Raw genomic sequence first — 20,866 nt, forward strand, 5'->3', positions numbered from 1 at the left:
TACGTTAACTGTAGACAATCTCAATTACAGATATTGTCGTTTTCTGTCATCGTATTTCTATATAAATGAAAATGATGATATGGTCATGAAATATCAGTAGGTATAATAGGTTGATTTGTTGTTATGTGCAGGAAGACATAGTGCAAAAGACACGGAGAAATGAATGGAAATGATTGAGGAAAAAAAAAGGACAAAATCGAAAACGATTTTGTCCTTTCAATTAGCCGCGTTTATTGCGGTTTCTTAAGAATGTCGGAATATCAAGCGTATCGTCAGCCGGCTGTGAGGTTTGACGGCTGGCTGTGTTTTGATGCTGCGGTTCCTCTCGTTTCGGCTCACGTTTTGGTGCACTCTGATTATGTGATTTGATGTTCTGGTTTAATGATGGACGCTGGGGTTTCGTAACATCTTTCTCCTGTTCGATAAAACCAGTGGCAATCACAGTAACCACAATCTCGTCTTTAAGATTTTCGTTAATAACAGAACCGAAAATCATGTTTACATCCTGATCAGATGCAGAAGCGACAATGTCTGCTGCTTCCTGAACTTCATAAAGGCTCAGATTTGTTCCGCCAGTAATGTTCATTAAGACGCCTTGCGCGCCGTCAATTGCTGCTTCAAGAAGCGGACTGGAAATGGCTTTTTTCGCAGCTTCTGCAGCACGGTTTTCTCCAGTCGCAATACCAATACCCATTAAAGCAGATCCTTTGTTTGACATGATCGTTTTCACATCAGCAAAGTCTAGGTTAATGAGACCAGGAGTAGCGATCAGGTCAGAAATACCTTGAACCCCCTGACGGAGTACGTTATCAGCTTCACGGAATGCTTCAAGCATCGGCGTGTTTTTATCAACAATTTCAAGAATACGGTCGTTCGGGATCACAATCAGCGTGTCCACCGCTTCTTTCATTGCAGAAATTCCGCCTGCCGCCTGCAGCTGTCTTTTGCGACCTTCGAACGTAAACGGTCTTGTAACGACTCCGACTGTTAATGCTCCTAAATCTTTTGCGATTTGCGCAATAACCGGTGCGGCGCCTGTTCCTGTTCCGCCTCCCATACCAGCTGTTACGAATACCATGTCAGCGCCTTTTAGCGCTTCTTCAATCTGCTCCTTGCTTTCCTCTGCGGCTTTTTTTCCGACTTCCGGATTTGCACCTGCTCCCAATCCTCTAGTCAGCTTTGCGCCGATTTGCATTTTCACTTCCGCTTTTGACAGGTTAAGAGCTTGAGCGTCCGTATTTACCGCGATGTACTCTACTCCTTGCACTTCATTCTCAATCATTCGGTTGACCGCGTTGTTACCGCCGCCTCCTACTCCGATTACTTTAATTGATGCTAAGCCGTCTATGTTTGTTTCGAACTCCAACATGCTAAATCCTCCTAATCTGCCGAATGACTATCTATCTATTCCCAAAACATGCTTAATAGTTTTTTCATTTTGCTCTGTTTGTTATGTTCGGCTTGTGTTTTTTGTTTTCCTTTTGGCCGTTGCTGCATCTCATTTTGGTGATGATGCTGCTCTTGTTCCTCTGCTGATGAGACGGCGATTTCCTGTATCGCTTCTTCAGGCATCTTGAAGCCAATTTTTCTGCCTTGAATTCTTGCATTCCGGCAGGCGAATTGAATCATGCCAACTGCCGTCATATACTGAGGATCTCTTACACCAATATAATTCGGGCTCGCCACTCTGACATTGTTTTGCAGCACATCCTGCGCTAGTGACATGATACCAGGCATTGCTGCTTGCCCCCCTGTCAGCACGAAGCCTCCCGGCAGATCGCTAATTCCCATATTGCGAAGTTCTTCTGAAGCAATCTCAAGAATTTCTTCGACTCTTGCTTCAATGATATTCGCTGCTTCCTGCTGTGTAAATGTTTGTTTCTGATTGGTGCCTATAACGGTTACCTCAAATACTTCATCTTCTGAAGCCTCGTTATAGTAGGCATGTCCAAATTGTTTTTTCACACGTTCCGCTTCTTCTGTGGACGTTCTCAATCCGATGGAGATATCTTTGGTGATATTTTCGCCTCCGAGAGGAATGACACGGGTAGAAGTCAGGTGTCCGTTCTGGAACACGGCAATGGTGGTTGACCCTCCGCCTATATCAATGAGAGCCACACCGAGATTTTTCTCATCCTTTGACAAAGCAGCAGAACCGGCTGCCAGCGGCTGTAGACAAATATCAGTTATTTCAACACCGGCTCTTTCAACGCAGCGAAGCAAGTTATGTAATATTGTTTTTGAACCGGTGATCAGTGTACCCTCTACTTCTAAACGCACACCAAGCATTTTTTTCGGGTCGGTAATTTCATCTCTTCCATCTACGATAAATTGTTTAGGAATGACGTCGACTATCAGCTGTTCATGCGGTATTGAAACAACCTGGGCCGCTTCCATGACGCGGCGGACATCTTCTACTTGAATTTCTTTATTTTCACTGGAAACTGCTACAACACCGTTTGTATCTTGAATATTGATATAATTTCCATTAACGCCGACAATAGCTTTTCTAAGCGGAAAACCTACCATTCTTTCAGCTTGGTCAAACGCTTTTCTTATAGAATGAACGGTCTCATCTATATCAACGATTGAGCCTTTTTTCAACCCTTCAGACGGTACATTTCCCACACCGATAATATTTAGGGAATCATCTGTCATTTCTCCGACGATCACTTTTGTATTGGACGTACCGATGTCAAGACTGACGTAAAGTTCATTGTTGTTCATTCTATGGCACCTCCTCACATTTCGATCATTTCTATTCTATTATTTGCGGAACAACAATACAATGAATGTGGCTTTACAAGTGTGTAACAAAAAATAACAACGGAATATTCCTTATGTGCTTTTCACATTTTATGTTTATTGAAAATATTCGTTATATCCTATGTATATCCTCTTTTATATCACATTTTTTTTATTTTTTTTAGAAAGAGTCCACTTTGTTAGTAGATTTCTTCTTATAACGGCTATATTCTGAAATAACCTGACTCCAAATGCGAATATACCTGCTAAATACAAGTCTACACCAAGATGGACTCCCAGAAAAGCTAAACTTATTGCCAATATAATATTAAAAAAGAAACCGGAAACAAATACCATTTCATCATATGTACCTTGTAAATGCGCCCTGATTCCGCCGATTAAAGTATCAAGTGCAGCAAGCACCGCAAGTGATAAATAATTTGAGTATTCACTCGGTATCGTTAAGTTTGTCATCAATCCGATCGTTATTCCGAGCACGAGTCCAAGCACGGGCAGCCACATGACAATTCTCCTCCCTTTTAGTCTTTCAGCGGTTTTAGCTGTTGTACGTCCACTGCTCTGTCATAAGCTTTTAAAGTCAGGCTGCTGTCAGATTTACCTGCTTTTAACGCTACATTTTCAGAAGCAAAGATATCCTCTAAATCGGACCCCTTTACCCTGCTGTACAGCTTGTCCGGATCTTCAGCAAGCACTTTTACTGTTAAAGGATAATCATCAAGGCTGTATCCGTCTATTTTTGTTGTGCCGTTTATGTCCCGTATCACTGAAGAATTCACAACTCTTCGCTCATTTATTGAGATATGCTCAGCACCATAGGAGTTGAGTTCATTGATCAGCTTCTTTAGTAAATCCGGCGGTGGATTTTTGATCGCCTCTCCAGTTACGCTTTCAGAAAAAAGCGGAGAAAGGGTGATGACAATTCCGCTACCTGTTATATCGGTCATGCCGGCTGTTTTTTTTAAGGTTTGTAATGTATTATTGAGCGCTGTTTCTTTTGTCAATTCTTTGTTTTGCGTATAGGTATTCAGCAATTTATTATACTTTTTAATTTCAGCCAGCAGCTCTTCCTGCTTCTTCTGCTCTGATGTAAGCTCTTCTCTTATATCCCACATATCTCTTGTATCTCGGACTTGTGGATGCTTTAAAGAATTAAATTGAACAGATATCATAAGGCCGAATATAACCATAAGCACGCTGATGCTAATGAAGGAACGCTTTATTTTCAATCACTTCACCCGCTTTTCCAGTCATTCCTTCGTTTTCAGAATGGGTTCCATTTGTACATTTTTCTTTTTTTCTGCGGTAACAGAAATATGATCCATAGAAAGCTGATCGATCAGGCCTCCTGCTATATTTAACGAAGGAAGCAGGACATCAGGATCTCCGATGGCAGAAACGACAAACGGAGCGGGGTGCTGCACCCCGTCTACCGTTACGACCGGCCCGTTGCACTTGATGTAGGAATCATGGGTCAGCCGCTGGCCGTTGACGGAGACGGCTGCCGCACCAGATATATACAGTTCATTTATGACTTGAAAGAGATGGCTTTCGTGAACGATGTAGCTGTTCACGTTCTCTCCTTCCGGTATGTAAGAAGCATCTTCCAAAGTCACTTGAACGCCCTCTCCTTGTACACCGACTTCCCCAATATACATTCTGTACTTTTCTACATCTTCCAGGACGTTATAGTATTCTGTTTTTTCGTTCTTCAGCTTATTTTCAGTCTGACGGACTTTGTTCTGCTTTTGATACAGTTCTTTTTCAAGGTCCTTGTTTTCTTTCTCTTGTTTCAGCAGTTCATCCCGCAGGGCATATTCTTTTTTCCATTCTTCCGTCTCTGTCATGCTTTTGTGGTTTTCTCTTGTCGTCTGAAAAGAAAAAGAAATTAAAAAGCCGGCGATAAGCATAATTAAAGAAAGAAGGACGGCTGATTTGCCCCTCAATTTTCATCTTCCTTTTTGGCAGACGAATCGCTTTTTCCAAACTCCTCAAAATAGGTTGCAACTTCTAAATGAATAATCCCTTTTTTACTGCCGCTGAGCTGTGAAATAATAGAAGGATACGTTTTCATTCGGTCTGCAAAGGTTTTGATGGATGCAGTGACGACATACCCGTCGTTCATATATAATTTAATCCGGTTTTGATCCATTTTGACAGGAGTATAATACACTTCTGAAATCGATTGTTTTATAGAATTTGACAAAGCATCGAGCTGCTTGGCCATCTGAACACGTTTTTTAGCGTCTGTCCAATTCACCAAAATCGGTCCCGCATCATCAGGCGTTACTTCGTCTGGCAAAACTGAACCGTTTTCAAGGACTTCATAATACACATTGTCTTTTTCTAAATAAGCAATCGCTTTATATTCTTCGATCGCAATGTTGATTTTATTAGGAAGGGATTTGCTGATTTCTGCTTTTTTTACTAATTTATTTTGCTGAATCTTTTTTGCTGTTTTTTTCTTATCCAGACTCCAAAATTCAGTATCTCCGCTTTTGATATCGGAAAGATCAATAATCTCCTTTTTGGAAACATTCTCATTGCCGGTAACAGAGATTGATGAAATTTTACTGATCGGTGTCTGCAGATACACGATGATCAGCACCATCATAAAAAAGAGCATAATAAATGAAATAAGCCGGCGGTTTGCCTTCTGTTTTCTCTGCTCTTTAATTTTAGGGATCCGCTCTTCAATATTTACGATTTTTTCTCGGTCATGCCCCGGATTCATTGCCTGTTCACCTCATTCAAATGAAACAGCCTTAAAAGTCTGCCTATTCCAAAACAAACGGCATACTATGATGCCGTTTGTCGTTTGCTTACAGTATATCATATGAACAGCTTCAGTTCAGAACTTGAATCAGCGATTTTCACCGATGATTTCAACCTCTGTGTGCATCTCAATCTCGTATTTTTCACGAATCGTCTTTTTCACATGGTCGATCAGATCAAGCACATCTTTTGCTGATGCTCCGCCCGCATTGACGATAAAGTTCCCGTGCATTTCCGATATTTTCGCACCGCCGATTTGATATCCTTTTAAGCCTGCTTTTTCCACTAGATTGCCGGCATGGTTCGGAAGCGGGTTTCTGAATATGCTTCCTGCACAAGGGCTTGAATACGGCTGTGTATTCTTTCTGTAGTCTTTATTGCTTTGCATTTGCTGAACGATTGATTCTTTATCCTTTTGCTCAAGCTGCAGAACGGCTTCAAGACAAACACCAGGGCGTTTCTTTTGCAATACGGACGTTCTGTAGGTGAATTCCATCTCCTCATTTGTCAGCCACTCGATCGTGCCGTCTTCAAATAAAATATGCGCTTTGACAAGGATCTTACTCATATCAGACCCGTGAGCGCCTGCATTCATATAGACAGCTCCTCCGACGGATCCCGGAATTCCGGCAGCGAATTCTAATCCCGACAAGCCTTTTTTGCTCAACGATGTAGCAAGACGCACGACTGAATAACCGCCACCGACAGTGACTTGTTCCCCGTCAAGCTCCAAGTGGTCAAGACCCGCGCCCAGCTTGATGACCACGCCTCTGATTCCTTCATCTAATACAAGAAGGTTTGACCCGCGGCCGATGACTGTCCACTTTACTTCGTATTTTTTCACAACATCCATGATGTCCTTAACAGCATCTACACTGCTTGGAATGACCAATACATCCGCAGGACCGCCGATTTTCATTGTCGTATGATTTGCGAGCGGTTCATTTGCAAGCACCTTGCCGACTTCGCGTTCTTTTAATTCTTGTATCACTTTCTCCATCGTAAACCTCCGCATTCCATTTGCTTTTCTATTATTTTTTCAAATCTTCGAGTACGCTGTATAAACGGGCAGCCGCATCAGGAACACCGAGTGACTTTGTCCGTTCGCTCATATCCTTTAATGTTTGTTCATCGAGTACAATCCGGTCAAGCGCTTCAATCAGCTTTTCCCCGCTGAGTTCTGTTTCTTTCAACACAATCGCAGCATCATGCTGACCGAGAGATCGCGCATTGACCTCCTGGTGATTCGCCGTTACGTACGGACTTGGAATCAGCACACTCGGGATTCCTAGTGCCGTAATTTCCGCAATGGTCGTCGCACCCGCTCTTGCTACAATCACATCAATTGCCTTTAAATATTCTGGCATCTGATGAAGAAACGGTTTTGTGACCATATTGTCAGCTGCACCCTTGTTTTTCAGCTCAGTCATTACTTTCTCATAGTGAACCTCGCCCGTAATATACAGTACTTGATACGCTCTTGATTTCAGCGCATCCTGCATATCAATGACCGCTCGGTTAATCGGTGCGGCGCCTCTGCTTCCGCCGAAGATTAATACGGTTTTTTTCTCTTCAGAGAGTCCGAATTCAGCCATTGAGCGGCCCGTCTTTATTGAGACGACCTCAGAGGCTCTCGGGTTTCCCGTAAATACAACTTTCTCACTTGGAAAATGTGATTTTGCTTCCTCAAAACATATTGCTACTTTATTAACATATTTTGAAAGAAACTTATTGGTGATGCCCGGCAGGCTGTTTTGTTCATGAACGATACTCGGAATCCCCATTTTTGCAGCAGCGTATACAACCGGCCCGCACACATAACCGCCCGTTCCAATCACGGCATCCGGCTTAAATTCCGCTAAATACGATTTGCTTTTTTTAACGCCCTTTAGAAAACGCATCACCGTTTTTACGTTTTCAAATGAAAGCTTTCTTTTAAAACCTGTAATTTCAATGGAACGAAACGGTATATTTTCCCGTTCTACAATTTTTTTCTCTAATCCGTTTTCTGTTCCGATATATAAAAATTCCGTATCAGGATGGCGGCGCTGCACCTCTTTGATAAAGGCAAGGGCAGGATAAATGTGTCCCCCTGTGCCGCCTCCGCTTATTGCAATTCGCATAACTCTTCCCCCAGTCTCAGTTTCTCTATAACATAACGATAACCCTGTTTTTATGGACAGGGTTATCGCATCAATTGTTTCCCAGCTTCCTGTTTCATAGGATCGCTTCACTAATAAAATTCATTAATACCTCGAGTACCGGCTCACGTTCAGCAGCACGCCGACAGCCATCAGCATCAGGGTCAACGATGAACCTCCGTAGCTAAGAAACGGCAGCGTGATGCCAGTTACCGGAATAAGGCCTGTCACAACGCCGATATTGATCATAACTTGGATCGCGATCATTGAAATAATCCCCACAGCGACAAAGCTGCCATATAGATCTGGTGCACCGAGCGCGATCCTGATTCCTCTCCACAGCAGCACGCTGAACAGAAGCAAAATAAGCGATCCGCCGATAAACCCAAGCTCCTCTGATAAGATGGCGAAAATAAAGTCCGTTTGCGGCTCAGGCAGATAAAAGAATTTCTGTCTGCTTTGGCCAAGCCCCATTCCGAACAATCCGCCAGGCCCTACCGCATATAGCGACTGAATGATTTGAAAGCCGCTGCCGAGCGGATCTTCCCACGGATTTAAGTAAGAGGTAATTCGTTTAATCCGGTATGGAGCCGACAGTACCAGCCCGACAAATCCGCTCAGGCCGATCAGCCCGAGAAAGACGAAATGGGCGATTCGCGCACCGGCTACAAAAATCATGACAATACAAGTACCGACCATTACCGTTCCTGTTCCGAGGTCAGGCTGGCACATAATAATCAAAAATGCGGAAAACACGATGCCGAGCGCCGGGACAAATCCACGTCTGAACGATGTAATGTTTTTTTGCTTTTCAGAGAGAAATTTAGCAAGGAATGCTATCATCGCAAGCTTCATAAACTCTGAAGGCTGTATGCTGAATGCGCCGACTCCGATCCAGCTTCTTGAGCCGTTCCGCACCATGCCTACGCCTGGTATTAAAACAAGCACCAGCAAGAAAAAACAGATAACCATCAGCAATTTAGACCATGTCCGCCATGTCCAATAATCAACATTCATAATAAAGAACATGGCAATAACTCCGATGCCCGCAAACAGCAGCTGCCGTTTCGCGAAAAAGAATGAGTCGTCAAATTTATAATCCGCCCATACCGCACTCGCACTGTACACCATAATTAATCCAATAGTTAATAATAATAACGTAATGATGACCAATAACAAATCAGGCGATGTTTTTTTAGTAGTCAAATCAATCGACACCCCAAGCTTAAAGTCATTAGGGCTGCCGATTTCTCCAAGACAAGCCCTTACTTAAGCATATGCACGGCGTCTATAAACATGTCACCGCGTTCTTCAAATGTTTTGAATTGATCCCAGCTCGCACACGCAGGTGAGAGCAGAATGACATCTCCTTCATTTGAGAGCGCAAACGCCGCAGATACTGCTTGTTCAACATTATCGACACGTTTGACATGTTGTATTCCCAGCTCATTTCCGAGCTGTTCAAGTTTCGGTGCTGTCTGTCCGAATGTAAGCACCGCTTTGACATGCTTCATGTAAGGCTTTAAGTCGTCAAAGCCGTTTCCGCGATCCAGTCCGCCTGCAAGCAGGATGACAGGTTTTTCAAAAGCCGAAAGCGCCTTGCTCGTCGCCAAAACGTTTGTTGCTTTGCTGTCATTATAAAACTTACGGTTCTTCACCGTTGTGACATACTGGAGACGGTGCTTGACGCCGGTAAAGCTTGTCAGCACTTTTTTGATGGCCTCGTTGGACGCTCCAGCCGTTTTCACTGCTGCAATCGCGGCTAAAATGTTCTCCAGATTATGCGCACCTGGCAGCACAACCTCTTCCAGAGGAAGAATAGCTTCGCCGCTGTACATAATCATGCCGTCTTTTACATAAGCGCCGCGTTCAAGCTGTTTGCGTACTGAAAAAGGAACAATTCCGGCTTCTCCGGCTTCAGCCAGGCGCACGACTGTTTCATCATCCTGATTGACAATTGCTTTATCTGAAGCTTTCTGATGCAGATACACTTTCTGTTTCGCTTTTTCATAGTTTTCTCTCGTATGATGATAATCCAGATGGGCATCAAACACGTTTAAAATCAGGCTGATTTCAGGCCTGAAGTCGTGCGTTCCCATCAGCTGAAATGACGAAAGTTCCGTTACGATCCATTCATCTCCATCAGCGTGATAGGCAACCTCACTTGCGACTGTACCGATGTTTCCGGCGATCAGCGCCTTTTGAGAGTCTGCCTTCAGCATTTCATAAATCAGCGTCGTTGTTGTCGTTTTTCCATTCGATCCGGTAATCCCGATAAATTTGGCATTAGTCAGATGGTAGGCAAGCTCAATTTCCGTCCAAATCGGGATGCCTCTTTTTTCTGCTTCCTGAACCATAATATTTTCATATGGAATTCCTGGGTTTTTGATCAGTACAGTAATCTGATGCTGATCGAACAGAGAAACAGGGTGCTCTCCGCAGACAACTTCGACCCCTTTTTCAGAAAGTTTCTGGGCTGGTTCGTTCTCATCAAAAGGCTTTTGGTCGTTGACTGTAACATAAACACCTTTTTCATGAAGAATAGACGCCGCCGCAAACCCGCTTTTCGCGAGCCCAAGGACTAAAAAATGCTGATTTTGCAAAAATAGATCGTTTTCCACTTATAACCACACCTCGATGTAAATTCCTAATACGGCAAGCAAAAGTCCCGCAGCCCAAAATGTTACAACCACTCTCCATTCAGACCACCCGACAAGCTCATAATGGTGGTGAAGCGGACTCATTTTAAAGATTCGTTTACCTGTCGTTTTAAAGCTGATGACCTGCAGAATAACGGATAATGTCTCAATGACGAATACACCGCCGATAATGACCAGCAGGATTTCTAATTTCGTTAAAATGGCAATGGTGACGATTGCTCCTCCCAATGCAAGTGATCCTGTATCTCCCATAAACACTTTGGCTGGATGCGCATTGAATACCAGGAAGCCCAGCACCGCTCCGACAACCGCGACTGAGAAAATAGCAACATCATATTGGGATTGATTCCAAGCCAGGATGGCAAAGGCGCCAAAAGCAATAGCTGCCGTACCTGATAATAAACCGTCAAGACCGTCAGTCAGGTTGACGGCGTTTGATCCGCCGACAAGCATAAATAGCACAAGGATAAAGTAAGCCCATCCAAGATCAAATGACAGATCAGTCCCAGGAATGCGGATATCCGTCGCAAAATTGTAGTAATGATACACCGCATAAAACACAATTGCGATGATAATTTGTCCGATCAGTTTTTGCTTTGACGTCAGACCGAGATTTCGTTTCATTACGACTTTGATGTAATCATCCAAAAAGCCGAGTAAACCGTAACCGATCGTGACAAACAGCAGCAGAAACATTTCCGGACTTATTTCTGAAAACTTCTGTGTCATCACAATAGTTGTCACAATGATAGACAGTATGATCATGACTCCGCCCATTGTCGGCGTCCCTGATTTTTTCTGGTGTGATTTCGGTCCTTCTTCTCTAATACTCTGGCCGAATTTTAATCTTCTTAAAAACGGAATAAGAATCGGAGAGAGCAGAACACTGATTAAAAAACCCATTAAAATTGTAAACAGAATGACTTGCTCAAGCATTGTCCTTTTCTCCTCCTGTTTCTTTCAAACGACATACGTAGTTATCATATTCATGATTTTTTTCCATATGAAAAATCTTTTCAAGCTCCATCATTCAATAACATCTCTTTCCTATGAATTCGTCTTATTTTTATTCAGTTCGACAATCGCTCTTGCCGCCACTTCGGCATCGTCAAAGTCAAAGGTTTCGTTCCCAATCTGCTGATAGGTTTCATGGCCTTTCCCGGCAATGAGGACAACGTCGCCTTTTTTGGCGTTGGCAATGGCAAAGAAGATCGCCTGCTCGCGATTTGCGATGCTGTGGTAGTATTCGTTCTCTACCCCTGCTTCCATATCTCTTAAAATGGCACGCGGATCTTCGCTTCTTGGATTATCTGAAGTGAAAATCGGTTCGTCAGCCAGCTCAACAGCGATTTTCGCCATTTTCGGGCGTTTCGTCTTATCTCTGTCTCCGCCGCAGCCGACAACAACAAAAAGCTTTCCTTCCGCCATGTCTCTGCATGTCTTCAGCACGTTTTCAAGACTGTCCGGCGTATGCGCGTAATCAACTATAACCGGAAATTCCTGCTGCTGATTAACCAGTTCAAAACGGCCTCTTACGCCATGCAATTCTTCCACGGCTTCTGTAATGGTTTCAAACGGAATGCCTGCCGCAATACAAGTCGCAACAGCAGCGAGCACGTTATACACGTTAAACTGTCCAACGAGCGACATCGTGATGTGCTTAGTGCCTTTGTTCGTCACCAGTTCAAAACTCGTGCCCTGTGCAGTGGTTTTGATATCTTTCGCCATTACATCAGCATTGTTTTTAATTCCATATGTAGAAATATGTGCCGCAGTGACCTTTTCAAAATAAGCGCTTGCCTCATCATCCGCGTTTAACACAGCCCGTTTTGGATTTTCATGGTTGAATGCCCCGCCAAGCTGAGAAAACAGCAGGCTTTTTGCCTGTCGGTACTGATCCATCGTTTTGTGATAGTCAAGGTGATCCTGTGTTAAGTTCGTAAACACGGCAATGTCATAATCACAGCCGTGAACCCGTCCCAGTGACAAAGCGTGAGAAGAAACCTCCATGATGGCCGTGTCGACATGCTTGTCATTCATTTTTTTAAATGTTTGCTGCAACGTGACGCTTTCCGGTGTCGTGTTTTTAACGGGAAGTGTTTCGTCATCGATTTTAATGTACATCGTGCCGATTAAGCCTGTTCGTTTCCCCGCTTTTTTGAGAATCTCATCAACCATATGGGTCGTAGATGTTTTTCCGTTTGTGCCCGTTATTCCGATCAGCTGCAGTTTCTTTGTCGGCTGTCCGTAAAACGCATCAGACAAAACGCTGAGCGCCCGCAGTGACTGCCGGACAATGATGACAGGCACATCCACATCGAGCTCCTTTTCAGCCACAATAGCCGCTGCGCCGTTTTCAACTGCTTTTTGCGCAAAATCATGGCCATCTACCGTATACCCTTTTACACATACAAAAAGACTCCCTTTCTTTACTTCCCTGGAGTCCATCTCAATTGAAGTTATTTCAGGGTCTTGTGAGTCATTTACAGAAGGTTCGGTTGTTAAGTATGTAAGCAGCTTTGTAAGTTTCATCGTATCAAACCTCTCAACATTCTATTCGTTCTTTTTATCATTGAAGTCACATCAAATGATGTGATAATGACTTTTAAGCATACAGTTCATATTTTAGCGTAAAAAAAAGGATACATCCAGCTAATCTTGAAAGATATCAGCATTTTTCTGCAATAAAATAATAGGCAGCCCGAATCAATCGGCTGCCTCCTTTTCATCTTCTTCAGTCAAATAAACACGTATCTTAGAGCCCTCTTTTACTTTTGTTCCTGCAGCTGGTGATTGTTTGACGATTTTGCTTCCTTTTCCGGAAGCATCTATATTCAGATTCACCAAGAGTGACTCAAGATCTGAGACAGACATCCCTACAACATTCGGAACTTCTATTGTTTTTGTGTCGTTCCATTGGTATTTTTTTTCGATTTGATTTTTCCTAGGCTTAACACCAAGCTCCGGCAGGCTGTCTCTCATAATACTTCCCACAATAGGCGCTGCAACGGTTCCGCCAAACTGAATCGTGCCTTTCGGGTTATCCACCGCGACATAGACGACAAGACTCGGGTCGTCAGCCGGCGCGAAACCGATAAATGATACAATATGGTTGTTTTCGAGGTATTTTCCATCTTTAACCTTTTGTGCTGTTCCTGTTTTTCCGCCGACACGATAGCCTTCGACAAACGCATTGCGTCCCGTGCCTTCTGCAACGACGCTTTCTAAAGCATAGCGGATTTGTTTTGATGTTTCCTTAGAAATGACTTGTTTCTTGGCGATTGGCGATTGTTTTTTGACAGTTTTTTTGGTTACCGGATCAATCCACTCTTTTGCTATATAAGGTGTGTAGAGCGTGCCGCCGTTAACGGCGGCAGAAACGGCTGCAACCTGCTGAATCGGCGTGACGGATACCCCCTGTCCGAAGGCGGTTGTCGCTTGCTCAACCGGGCCTACTCTGTCAAGCGGAAATAAAATCCCTGTTCCTTCACCTTGCAGGTCAATCCCGGTTTTTTGGCCAAATCCAAAGCCTTTTATATATTTGAATAGCTTTTCTTTGCCCAATCTCTCGCCCAATTCAACGAAGCCGGGGTTACAGGAGTTTTGCACAACTTCAAGGTACGTTTGCAGTCCGTGGCCGCCCCTTTTCCAACAGCGCAGTCTTGCTCCGTCTACTTCTGCATGCCCTTTATCATAAAATTGGTCGCGTTTTAAGTTGACTTTTTGCTCCTCCAGAGCCGCCGCAAGTGTAATAATCTTAAAGGTAGAACCCGGCTCGTATGTGCTCCATACAGGGAGATTCCGATTGTAAACGGACGGGTCAACAGATTGGTAATCAGCCGGATCAAAGTCAGGTCTGCTTGCCATCCCAAGTATTTCTCCGTTTTTCGGATTCATTGCGACTGCAATCATACCGTCTGGATGATATTTAGCTTCAGCATTATCAAGCTCTCGTTCCATTATGGTTTGCACCTTCGAATCCACAGTCAGCTTCATATCGAGTCCATCCTTAGGAGGCGTGTAGTCATCCGCTTCATCGGGCATTTTCTTCCCTTTGGCATCTGTATAAAACTTAACAGAGCCTTTTTCTCCTTTTAAATCATCATCATAATAGGCTTCAAGCCCAAGAAGTCCTTGGTTATCAATACCGGCAAACCCAAGCACATGAGATAAAAAGCTGCCGAACGGATAATGGCGGATACTATCCTCCGCTACATACACCCCTTTTAAATCGAGCGATTTGATTTCTTTTGCCTTCTCATTTGAAATTTTTCTCCCTTCTGGCGTAATCTTTTCTATCGATGCTTTTTTCGTGACGTGCTTATATACTTTTTCTTCAGACATATTTAACACCGCAGCCAGCTGTTTGCTCGTTTTCAGCGGATTCTGGACTTGGCGCGGCACGACAAATACGGTCGGTGCACTTTTATTTGTGGCAAGCTTAACGCCGTTCCGATCAAGGATCTCTCCACGTTCCGGCTCAAACGGCAGGTTCCGGCTCCAGGAATCCTTCGCCAGAGAAGTCAGTTTCTCTCCCATGACAAACTGAACATACCCCAGCCTTGTATCAATGATCAGAAATACGATCACTCCAAAAAGCAAAACAAATAATAAACGTTTTCTAACCGTTACATTCGAGACGCGCAAGGCACCGTTCACTCCTTATTTAGGCTTGTTTCATTTTATGCCTGCGTGTGGACAGGTAGAACGGCGCTCCTCTTTGGAGATATAAAAAAAGAAAGCTCACCCGACGGGGTAAGCTTTCTTTCTATTTAATCAGGATTCTTAAACTTCACCTTGATCACGGTTCCGTCTTTTATTTCTTTGTCCTTCTTAACGCTTTGGCTCACAGCGTAACCTTGTCCGCTCACTTCAATATGAATTCCTGCCAAATCGCCGTATTGAAGAACCTCTCTTCTCGACCAGCCTGTCATATCAGGCATCTTGATTTTGCCCCCCGTTTTCAGGAAGACCTTCTGATTGGTCAAAACTTCCTCACCCGCTGTTGGATATTGCTCTTTTACTGCAATATCACTTCCGATCACAATCGGTGTGAGGTTTTCGTCTTTTGCTTTCTTTTGTGCACCTGTTACAGTTTGATCTGTTAAGTCAGGCATCGCCTGCGCTTTCGTTTCTTCCTTATTTGAATCAGACGTTTCAGTCGGTTCAATGTTCAGATAATGCAAACTGTTTTTCATTGTCGGATTGAAAATTTCAGATACTGGATTAGAACCTGTTTCATCATTTTCTAATTGCGGCTGCTGTACTGCAACATAGATCAGCAGCTCAGGATCATCTTTAGGCGCCATTCCCATTACGGAAAATACGTAATTATCGCGTCCAGATAGATAACCGTTTTGTCCGGCAATTTGCGCTGTTCCGGTTTTAACAGCCACATCAAAACCTTCAATTTTATATGGCTGTCCAGTACCGATATCAGATGTAACGACATCACCTAAAATATTACGAACCTTTTTAGCGGTATCCGCAGAAATTGGGGTACCGGCGGACTGAGGTTTATTTTGATAAATGGTTTTTTTCTTGTCAGGATCAACAATATGGTCTATGACATAGGGTTTCATCATTTTACCGTCATTTGCTATTGCAGTTGCAGCCTGCAACTGTTGAATTGGTGTAACAGCAGAGGCTTGGCCATATGCAGTCGATGCTTTGTCAAATTCATATTTAAAATTCATTTTACTTGATACTTCACCCGGCAAGTCAATACCTGTTTTTTGATAGAAATTGAACTTATGAAGATACTCATTAAACCGGGAATAGCCCAATTTTTCATTAGCCAGTTTGGCAAAAGCAACATTTGAAGACCTTACAACACCGTCATGATACGTTGTTGGCCCCCAGCCTACACCATCATTATGGTCTTTTACAGGTTCTCCGCCTACTTTATATGTTCCGGACTTGTACTTTTCATTGCCGTTATACACATTCTCCTGTATGGCAGCAGCAAGTGTAAAAATTTTCATCGTTGATCCAGGCTCATACGCATATGAAATTAAATCATTATAGTAGTTCGTCACATCGCGCATATTCGGGTCAAAGCTTGGACGCTGACCCATTGCTAACACTTTGCCCGTTTTCGGATCAACAACTGCTGCCATGACTTTTTTCGGTTTATACTTTTCCGCCACTTTTGTCATACTGTCTTCTAAAAAGGTTTGAATTTTCTGATCAATGGTTAAATATACATTGTCACCATTTTTTGGCGCTGTAATTTTATTTTTGCTGTTCGGGAGCTCCCAGCCGGATTTGTCACTTTCATATGTTACGTATCCGTCCCGCTCCTTCAAATACTGATCCAGCACTTTTTCTAAGCCCATCGCGCCCGTAATTTCATTTGTTTTTTGGTCAACCTCGGCATAGCCGATTAAGTTGGACGCAAATATGCCGTTCGGATAGTACCGCTTTGTATCACGCAAAAATGAAATTCCCGGAAGTTTCAGCTTTTCGATTTTCTGTTTTTGGGAATAGGTAATATCCCGGCCTGCTGATCCGAACTCAACTTGTTTTGCACCCTTCTTATTTAAGATATCAAGGATTTCAGCCTTGTCCAAATCTATCACTTTAGACAGTTCTTCCGCTGTTTTTTCCTTGTTCTGGACATGCTGCGGATGCTTTTTGTCAGTTGTCATTTTTTCATCAAGAACAGCGATCAGCTTATACGTAGCTGTATCCTCAGCAATCACTTTTCCATTTCTGTCTAAAATGGAGCCCCGGCTCGCTTCGATTGTCCGTTTCTTTTCATGCTGCTCTGTCGCTTTTGTCGCAAGCACTTCACCGTCGGCTTTTCCGGTTATTTGAATATATGCCATTCTCCCAAGGATGACAAAGAAAAAGAGAGCGAAACAAATACTTAGAATCGCCGCTCCTCTGTTCATAAATTTATTCTTTTTTGGCATTTGAATCATTCCTGTATGTTTTTCACTTTTTTATCTTTTAAATTCAAGCCGTTCTTTTTCGCAATATCCATAATGCGCTGCGGCTTACTTAAATCAGCAACGCTTTTTTCGAGGTCACCAATCTGCTTGTTTTCGGAAGAAATTTGCTCCTCAAGCTTTTGCACCTCTATATTTGTTTGGTAAGCCGCATATGCCTTCGATACGATCAAAAGCGATACGCTCAGCACTGCCGCAGCGAAGAGGACGAGAAGCACCTTTTCTCCGAGTGTAATGGAAGCCCTTTTCTTGACAATCACTTTTTTCTCAGGACTGATCGCATGCCGTTGCTGTTTCTCTGGTTGATAAGCTAAATTGCTCATAGGCTGATGACCTCCTTTTAAGTTTGCGTTCGCGTATTGTTATTTTCTTTTTTCAGCAATTCGAAGCTTCGCAGAACGAGCACGATTGTTTTCTGCCAACTCTTCTTCAGATGCCGTGATCGGTTTTCTTGTGATAAGCTTGAGCTCCGGTTCAAACTCTTCCGGTATAACAGGAAGACCCGGAGGAAGTTCCGGAAGTGACGACTTCTCTTTAAACGTAGATTTACAAATTCTGTCCTCAAGTGAGTGGAAGGTAATCACTGATACCCTTCCCCCCGGCTTTAACACGTCAATCGCTTGCTCCAAAGCCTCTTCAAAAACCTTCAGTTCATCGTTCACAGCAATTCTGATTGCCTGAAACACGCGTTTTGCGGGATGTCCTCCGCTCCTTCTGGCCGGAGCGGGAATCGCGTCTTTTATTAGATCGACCAGTTGGCCCGTAGTTTGAATAGGAGATTTGCTTCTTGCCTCCTCAATTTTTCTGGCGATCTGTTTGCTGAACTTCTCTTCACCGTATTTAAAGAAAATACGGACAAGATCCTCATAGCGCCACTCATTTACGACCTCTTTCGCCGTAAGCGTGGCCGACTGGTCCATCCTCATGTCTAAAGGTGCGTCATGATGGTAACTGAATCCTCTTTCCGGTGTATCCAGCTGCGGGGAAGACACCCCTAAATCAAATAAAATACCGTCTACTTCCGTAATGCTGTGTTCATGTAAACATTCTTTTAAATACCTAAAGTTGCTTTTAATCAGAATAAGCTGTCCTTGATAATCGGACAACGTTTCTTCTGCATGCTGTAATGCCGTGTCATCTTGGTCAAAAGCGATTAAACGCCCTTTCTCTGATAACTGCTGTAATAAATATGTACTGTGCCCAGCTCCGCCGAGTGTGCAGTCTACATATGTACCGTCCGGTTTAATATTTAGGCCGTCAACGGTTTCACGAAGAAGTACTGTCTTGTGTTGAAACATTTGTGTTGGTCCCACCTTTTATCAGGATGAATTGAAATTGTTTTTAGAGTGTTATACACGAAGATTCATTATATATCAAACCCAATCATGTTTTCAGCAATTTCAGCGAATGAATCTTCTTGCTCTTCTGTGTATTGTTCCCAAATTACTTTACTCCACAATTCAATTCGATTCGAAACCCCGATAACAACACATTCTTTTTCCAGTTTTGCGTAATTCAATAGAGATGATGCGATATTCACCCTGCCCTGCTTGTCCAGTTCGCATTCTGTCGCCCCTGAAAAGAAAAAACGGGTAAATGCGCGGGCATCTTTTTTTGTGAGAGGAAGAGCTTTTAGTTTTTCTTCAATCTGTTTCCACTCGTGCATAGGGTAGCCGAAGAGACATTGATCAAGTCCTCTTGTCAGCACAAACTGCTCACCGAGGCCTTCTCTGAATTTAGCGGGTACGATCATGCGGCCTTTCGCATCGATTGTATGCTGGTATTCACCCATAAACATGATCTTTTGCCCCACTTTCTCTCCTTAACTCACCACTATCCACCACTTCTCTCCACAACTTCATTTTACACTGTTTATACATAAAAAAAAACCCTGAACTATTCAGGGTTCTTTAAAACTTTATTTCAAAGTTTGACAACTTGATGTTGATTTTGAAAAGAAAATGGCAGATTCTTGAATGATGTGAAGAATTTTGGACCGTACCTGTTTAAATAATACATGATATTCCAAATTCGCTCTTGCGGCGCGAGCAGCGGTTTAATGCTATTTTGGATTCTCTCATAATCCCTTAAGACATAGCCTTCTTTTTCTTCAATTCGCTTTGTCACTGTACGCTCTAAAAACTGAAGCTGATCCTGAATAAACGCCGCGTTCTTCAGGAGCAAAGGCTCCATGCTCTCATCAACCTTAAGCGCCTCCTGCCGGACGGTTTTATGAATTGCTTCAATCTGGTTTTTTGCTTGCTCAATCACCGCGGTAAACTCTTCCGGAATCTGGTGTTCAAAGTATTTTTCTTTTTGGTTTTCCGTCCCGCCTTCTATCGCCTCTTGTAATGATATCTTTCGTTCAACCAGTTTTTTCTCAATATGGCGCTCGACTATCGTGATGTTCAGCCTCGGCATAACAGGAGGCATTGTAAAGCCCATCACTGCAAAAGCCTGTTTGAGCTCACCCCAATAGTTGATTTCACCGGGGCCCGCGATAAATGCCAAGGTAGGAATCAAAAATTCCTGCATTAACGGTCTCGTTACAACATTATTGCTGAAGCGTTCAGGATGTTCTTCTATATGCGTATAAAGTTCATCCATCGACCATGCCAGATCAAGCTCCTTAATCACAAAGCGGCCGTTGTCCTTCTCAATTAAAAAGCGTTCCTCTTCATATTCATAAAACAGATTTGCCTGCTCTTTTCCAGACTCGATAATCGGCTTGTAGCCCGCTCCGCGCATGAAGTCCTGCTGTTTAGAAACAGCGTGTGCAAGTTCATCATTGTCACGGAGGATCTTTTGGAACATGGCGGTTTCCAGCTTTTTAATTCCCGGGTCTCCTGAATTTAACAATACTAAGCCTTCCTCTTGAAACAGATCCGCAATCAGCTGTTCAAAGAAATCAGTAAACGTAACAGATTCCCTTAAACATCGTTTCACATCTTCTAGAAGTGTGTTCGTATGGTCTGTTTCTTCAAAAGCCGCAAACACATCGTCTATCCATGCGGCGCATTTTTCTTGGTCAAGCGGTGTGTTGGCGGCAGATGACTTTTTCCAGTAAGACTGCGGTAGCTTTTTTTTCACCGGACCGCTTTCTTCTGACGTGTGGACAAAATTAATTTCATCCAAATCATGGTCTTCTCCGGCAACCCAAAAGATCGGTACAACAGGCACTTGCAGCTGTTCTTCCTTTTCCTTTGCTAAAACAATAATTGAGATGATTTTATGTATGGTGTAAAGCGGTCCTGTTAAAAGCCCTGCCTGCTGTCCGCCGACAACAGAAACACTTGACGGATCCTTCAGCTTCTCAATAGAATGCTGCATGGCGCTTGAGCCGAATTTGTTGTGATAAGAGGATAAATAGGCTGTCAATTCCTCTCTTGCGAAAACCCGCGAGGATAAATCTTTCAGTCTTTCTTGCCACATATCCTTATGATGAATGCTGTAATCAAAAAAAGAAGACATTTCTTCTTTACCATCTATATAGTGCTGTACAAACACATTCTGATTTTTGATGGAAAGTTCAGTTAGCTGCATCTTCTAGAACTTCCTTTCTCCAATAAATAGT

The 20,866-nt window shown here is 43.2% G+C and carries 18 protein-coding genes; all 18 read right to left on the reverse strand.

What is annotated here, in order from left to right:
* Positions 1-220 precede the first annotated feature (220 nt).
* Positions 221-1,369 carry a cell division protein FtsZ gene (gene ftsZ, locus MTN95_RS02280; RefSeq protein ID WP_202852506.1) on the reverse strand — a complete coding sequence of 383 codons (1,149 nt, stop codon included), beginning with the start codon at positions 1,367-1,369 and terminating at the stop codon, positions 221-223.
* 35 nt (positions 1,370-1,404) lie between these two features.
* On the reverse strand, positions 1,405-2,727 hold the full coding sequence (gene ftsA / locus MTN95_RS02285) for a cell division protein FtsA (protein ID WP_024121323.1): 1,323 nt from the start codon (positions 2,725-2,727) through the stop codon (positions 1,405-1,407).
* 174 nt (positions 2,728-2,901) lie between these two features.
* Positions 2,902-3,267, reverse strand: a complete 366-nt coding sequence (locus tag MTN95_RS02290; RefSeq protein WP_010334164.1) for a small basic family protein — start codon at positions 3,265-3,267, stop codon at positions 2,902-2,904.
* A 17-nt stretch (positions 3,268-3,284) separates the two neighbouring features.
* Complete coding sequence (locus MTN95_RS02295) at positions 3,285-3,992, reverse strand: DUF881 domain-containing protein (RefSeq protein ID WP_248336811.1); 708 nt, start codon at positions 3,990-3,992, stop codon at positions 3,285-3,287.
* Between the two features lie 21 nt (positions 3,993-4,013).
* Positions 4,014-4,709 (reverse strand): DUF881 domain-containing protein, encoded by a 696-nt coding sequence (locus tag MTN95_RS02300; RefSeq protein ID WP_059292825.1) that lies wholly within the window; start codon positions 4,707-4,709, stop codon positions 4,014-4,016.
* Positions 4,706-5,497 carry a cell division protein FtsQ/DivIB gene (locus tag MTN95_RS02305; RefSeq protein ID WP_024121318.1) on the reverse strand — a complete coding sequence of 264 codons (792 nt, stop codon included), beginning with the start codon at positions 5,495-5,497 and terminating at the stop codon, positions 4,706-4,708. Before MTN95_RS02305 ends, MTN95_RS02300 begins: the two co-directional genes overlap by 4 nt.
* A 129-nt stretch (positions 5,498-5,626) precedes the next feature.
* Positions 5,627-6,538 carry a UDP-N-acetylmuramate dehydrogenase gene (gene murB, locus MTN95_RS02310; protein ID WP_024121317.1) on the reverse strand — a complete coding sequence of 304 codons (912 nt, stop codon included), beginning with the start codon at positions 6,536-6,538 and terminating at the stop codon, positions 5,627-5,629.
* Positions 6,539-6,569: 31 nt separating this feature from the next.
* Positions 6,570-7,661, reverse strand: a complete 1,092-nt coding sequence (gene murG, locus MTN95_RS02315; RefSeq protein ID WP_044155976.1) for an undecaprenyldiphospho-muramoylpentapeptide beta-N-acetylglucosaminyltransferase — start codon at positions 7,659-7,661, stop codon at positions 6,570-6,572.
* Positions 7,662-7,784: 123 nt separating this feature from the next.
* Entirely contained in the window at positions 7,785-8,885 is a 1,101-nt protein-coding gene (spoVE, locus tag MTN95_RS02320; protein ID WP_003221421.1) for a stage V sporulation protein E, read from the reverse strand.
* Positions 8,886-8,944: 59 nt separating this feature from the next.
* Complete coding sequence (gene murD / locus MTN95_RS02325; protein WP_227599198.1) at positions 8,945-10,300, reverse strand: UDP-N-acetylmuramoyl-L-alanine--D-glutamate ligase; 1,356 nt, start codon at positions 10,298-10,300, stop codon at positions 8,945-8,947.
* Positions 10,301-11,275: a phospho-N-acetylmuramoyl-pentapeptide-transferase gene (gene mraY, locus MTN95_RS02330; protein ID WP_024121314.1), complete on the reverse strand. Its 975-nt coding sequence runs from the start codon at positions 11,273-11,275 to the stop codon at positions 10,301-10,303.
* A gap of 111 nt (positions 11,276-11,386) precedes the next feature.
* Complete coding sequence (locus MTN95_RS02335; RefSeq protein ID WP_248336813.1) at positions 11,387-12,871, reverse strand: UDP-N-acetylmuramoyl-L-alanyl-D-glutamate--2,6-diaminopimelate ligase; 1,485 nt, start codon at positions 12,869-12,871, stop codon at positions 11,387-11,389.
* 174 nt (positions 12,872-13,045) lie between these two features.
* On the reverse strand, positions 13,046-14,986 hold the full coding sequence (locus tag MTN95_RS02340) for a stage V sporulation protein D (RefSeq protein ID WP_105991237.1): 1,941 nt from the start codon (positions 14,984-14,986) through the stop codon (positions 13,046-13,048).
* Positions 14,987-15,111: 125 nt separating this feature from the next.
* Entirely contained in the window at positions 15,112-17,256 is a 2,145-nt protein-coding gene (gene pbpB / locus MTN95_RS02345; RefSeq protein WP_433961230.1) for a penicillin-binding protein 2B, read from the reverse strand.
* A 5-nt stretch (positions 17,257-17,261) separates the two neighbouring features.
* On the reverse strand, positions 17,262-17,615 hold the full coding sequence (gene ftsL / locus MTN95_RS02350; protein WP_003232200.1) for a cell division protein FtsL: 354 nt from the start codon (positions 17,613-17,615) through the stop codon (positions 17,262-17,264).
* Between the two features lie 39 nt (positions 17,616-17,654).
* Positions 17,655-18,590, reverse strand: a complete 936-nt coding sequence (gene rsmH / locus MTN95_RS02355; protein ID WP_248336818.1) for a 16S rRNA (cytosine(1402)-N(4))-methyltransferase RsmH — start codon at positions 18,588-18,590, stop codon at positions 17,655-17,657.
* Between the two features lie 68 nt (positions 18,591-18,658).
* Positions 18,659-19,090, reverse strand: a complete 432-nt coding sequence (gene mraZ / locus MTN95_RS02360; protein ID WP_003221402.1) for a division/cell wall cluster transcriptional repressor MraZ — start codon at positions 19,088-19,090, stop codon at positions 18,659-18,661.
* Between the two features lie 125 nt (positions 19,091-19,215).
* On the reverse strand, positions 19,216-20,835 hold the full coding sequence (gene bshC / locus MTN95_RS02365; RefSeq protein WP_248336821.1) for a bacillithiol biosynthesis cysteine-adding enzyme BshC: 1,620 nt from the start codon (positions 20,833-20,835) through the stop codon (positions 19,216-19,218).
* Positions 20,836-20,866 lie beyond the last annotated feature (31 nt).

The organism is Bacillus sp. 2CMS4F, assembly GCF_023161785.1.
GTDB lineage: Bacteria > Bacillota > Bacilli > Bacillales > Bacillaceae > Bacillus > Bacillus halotolerans.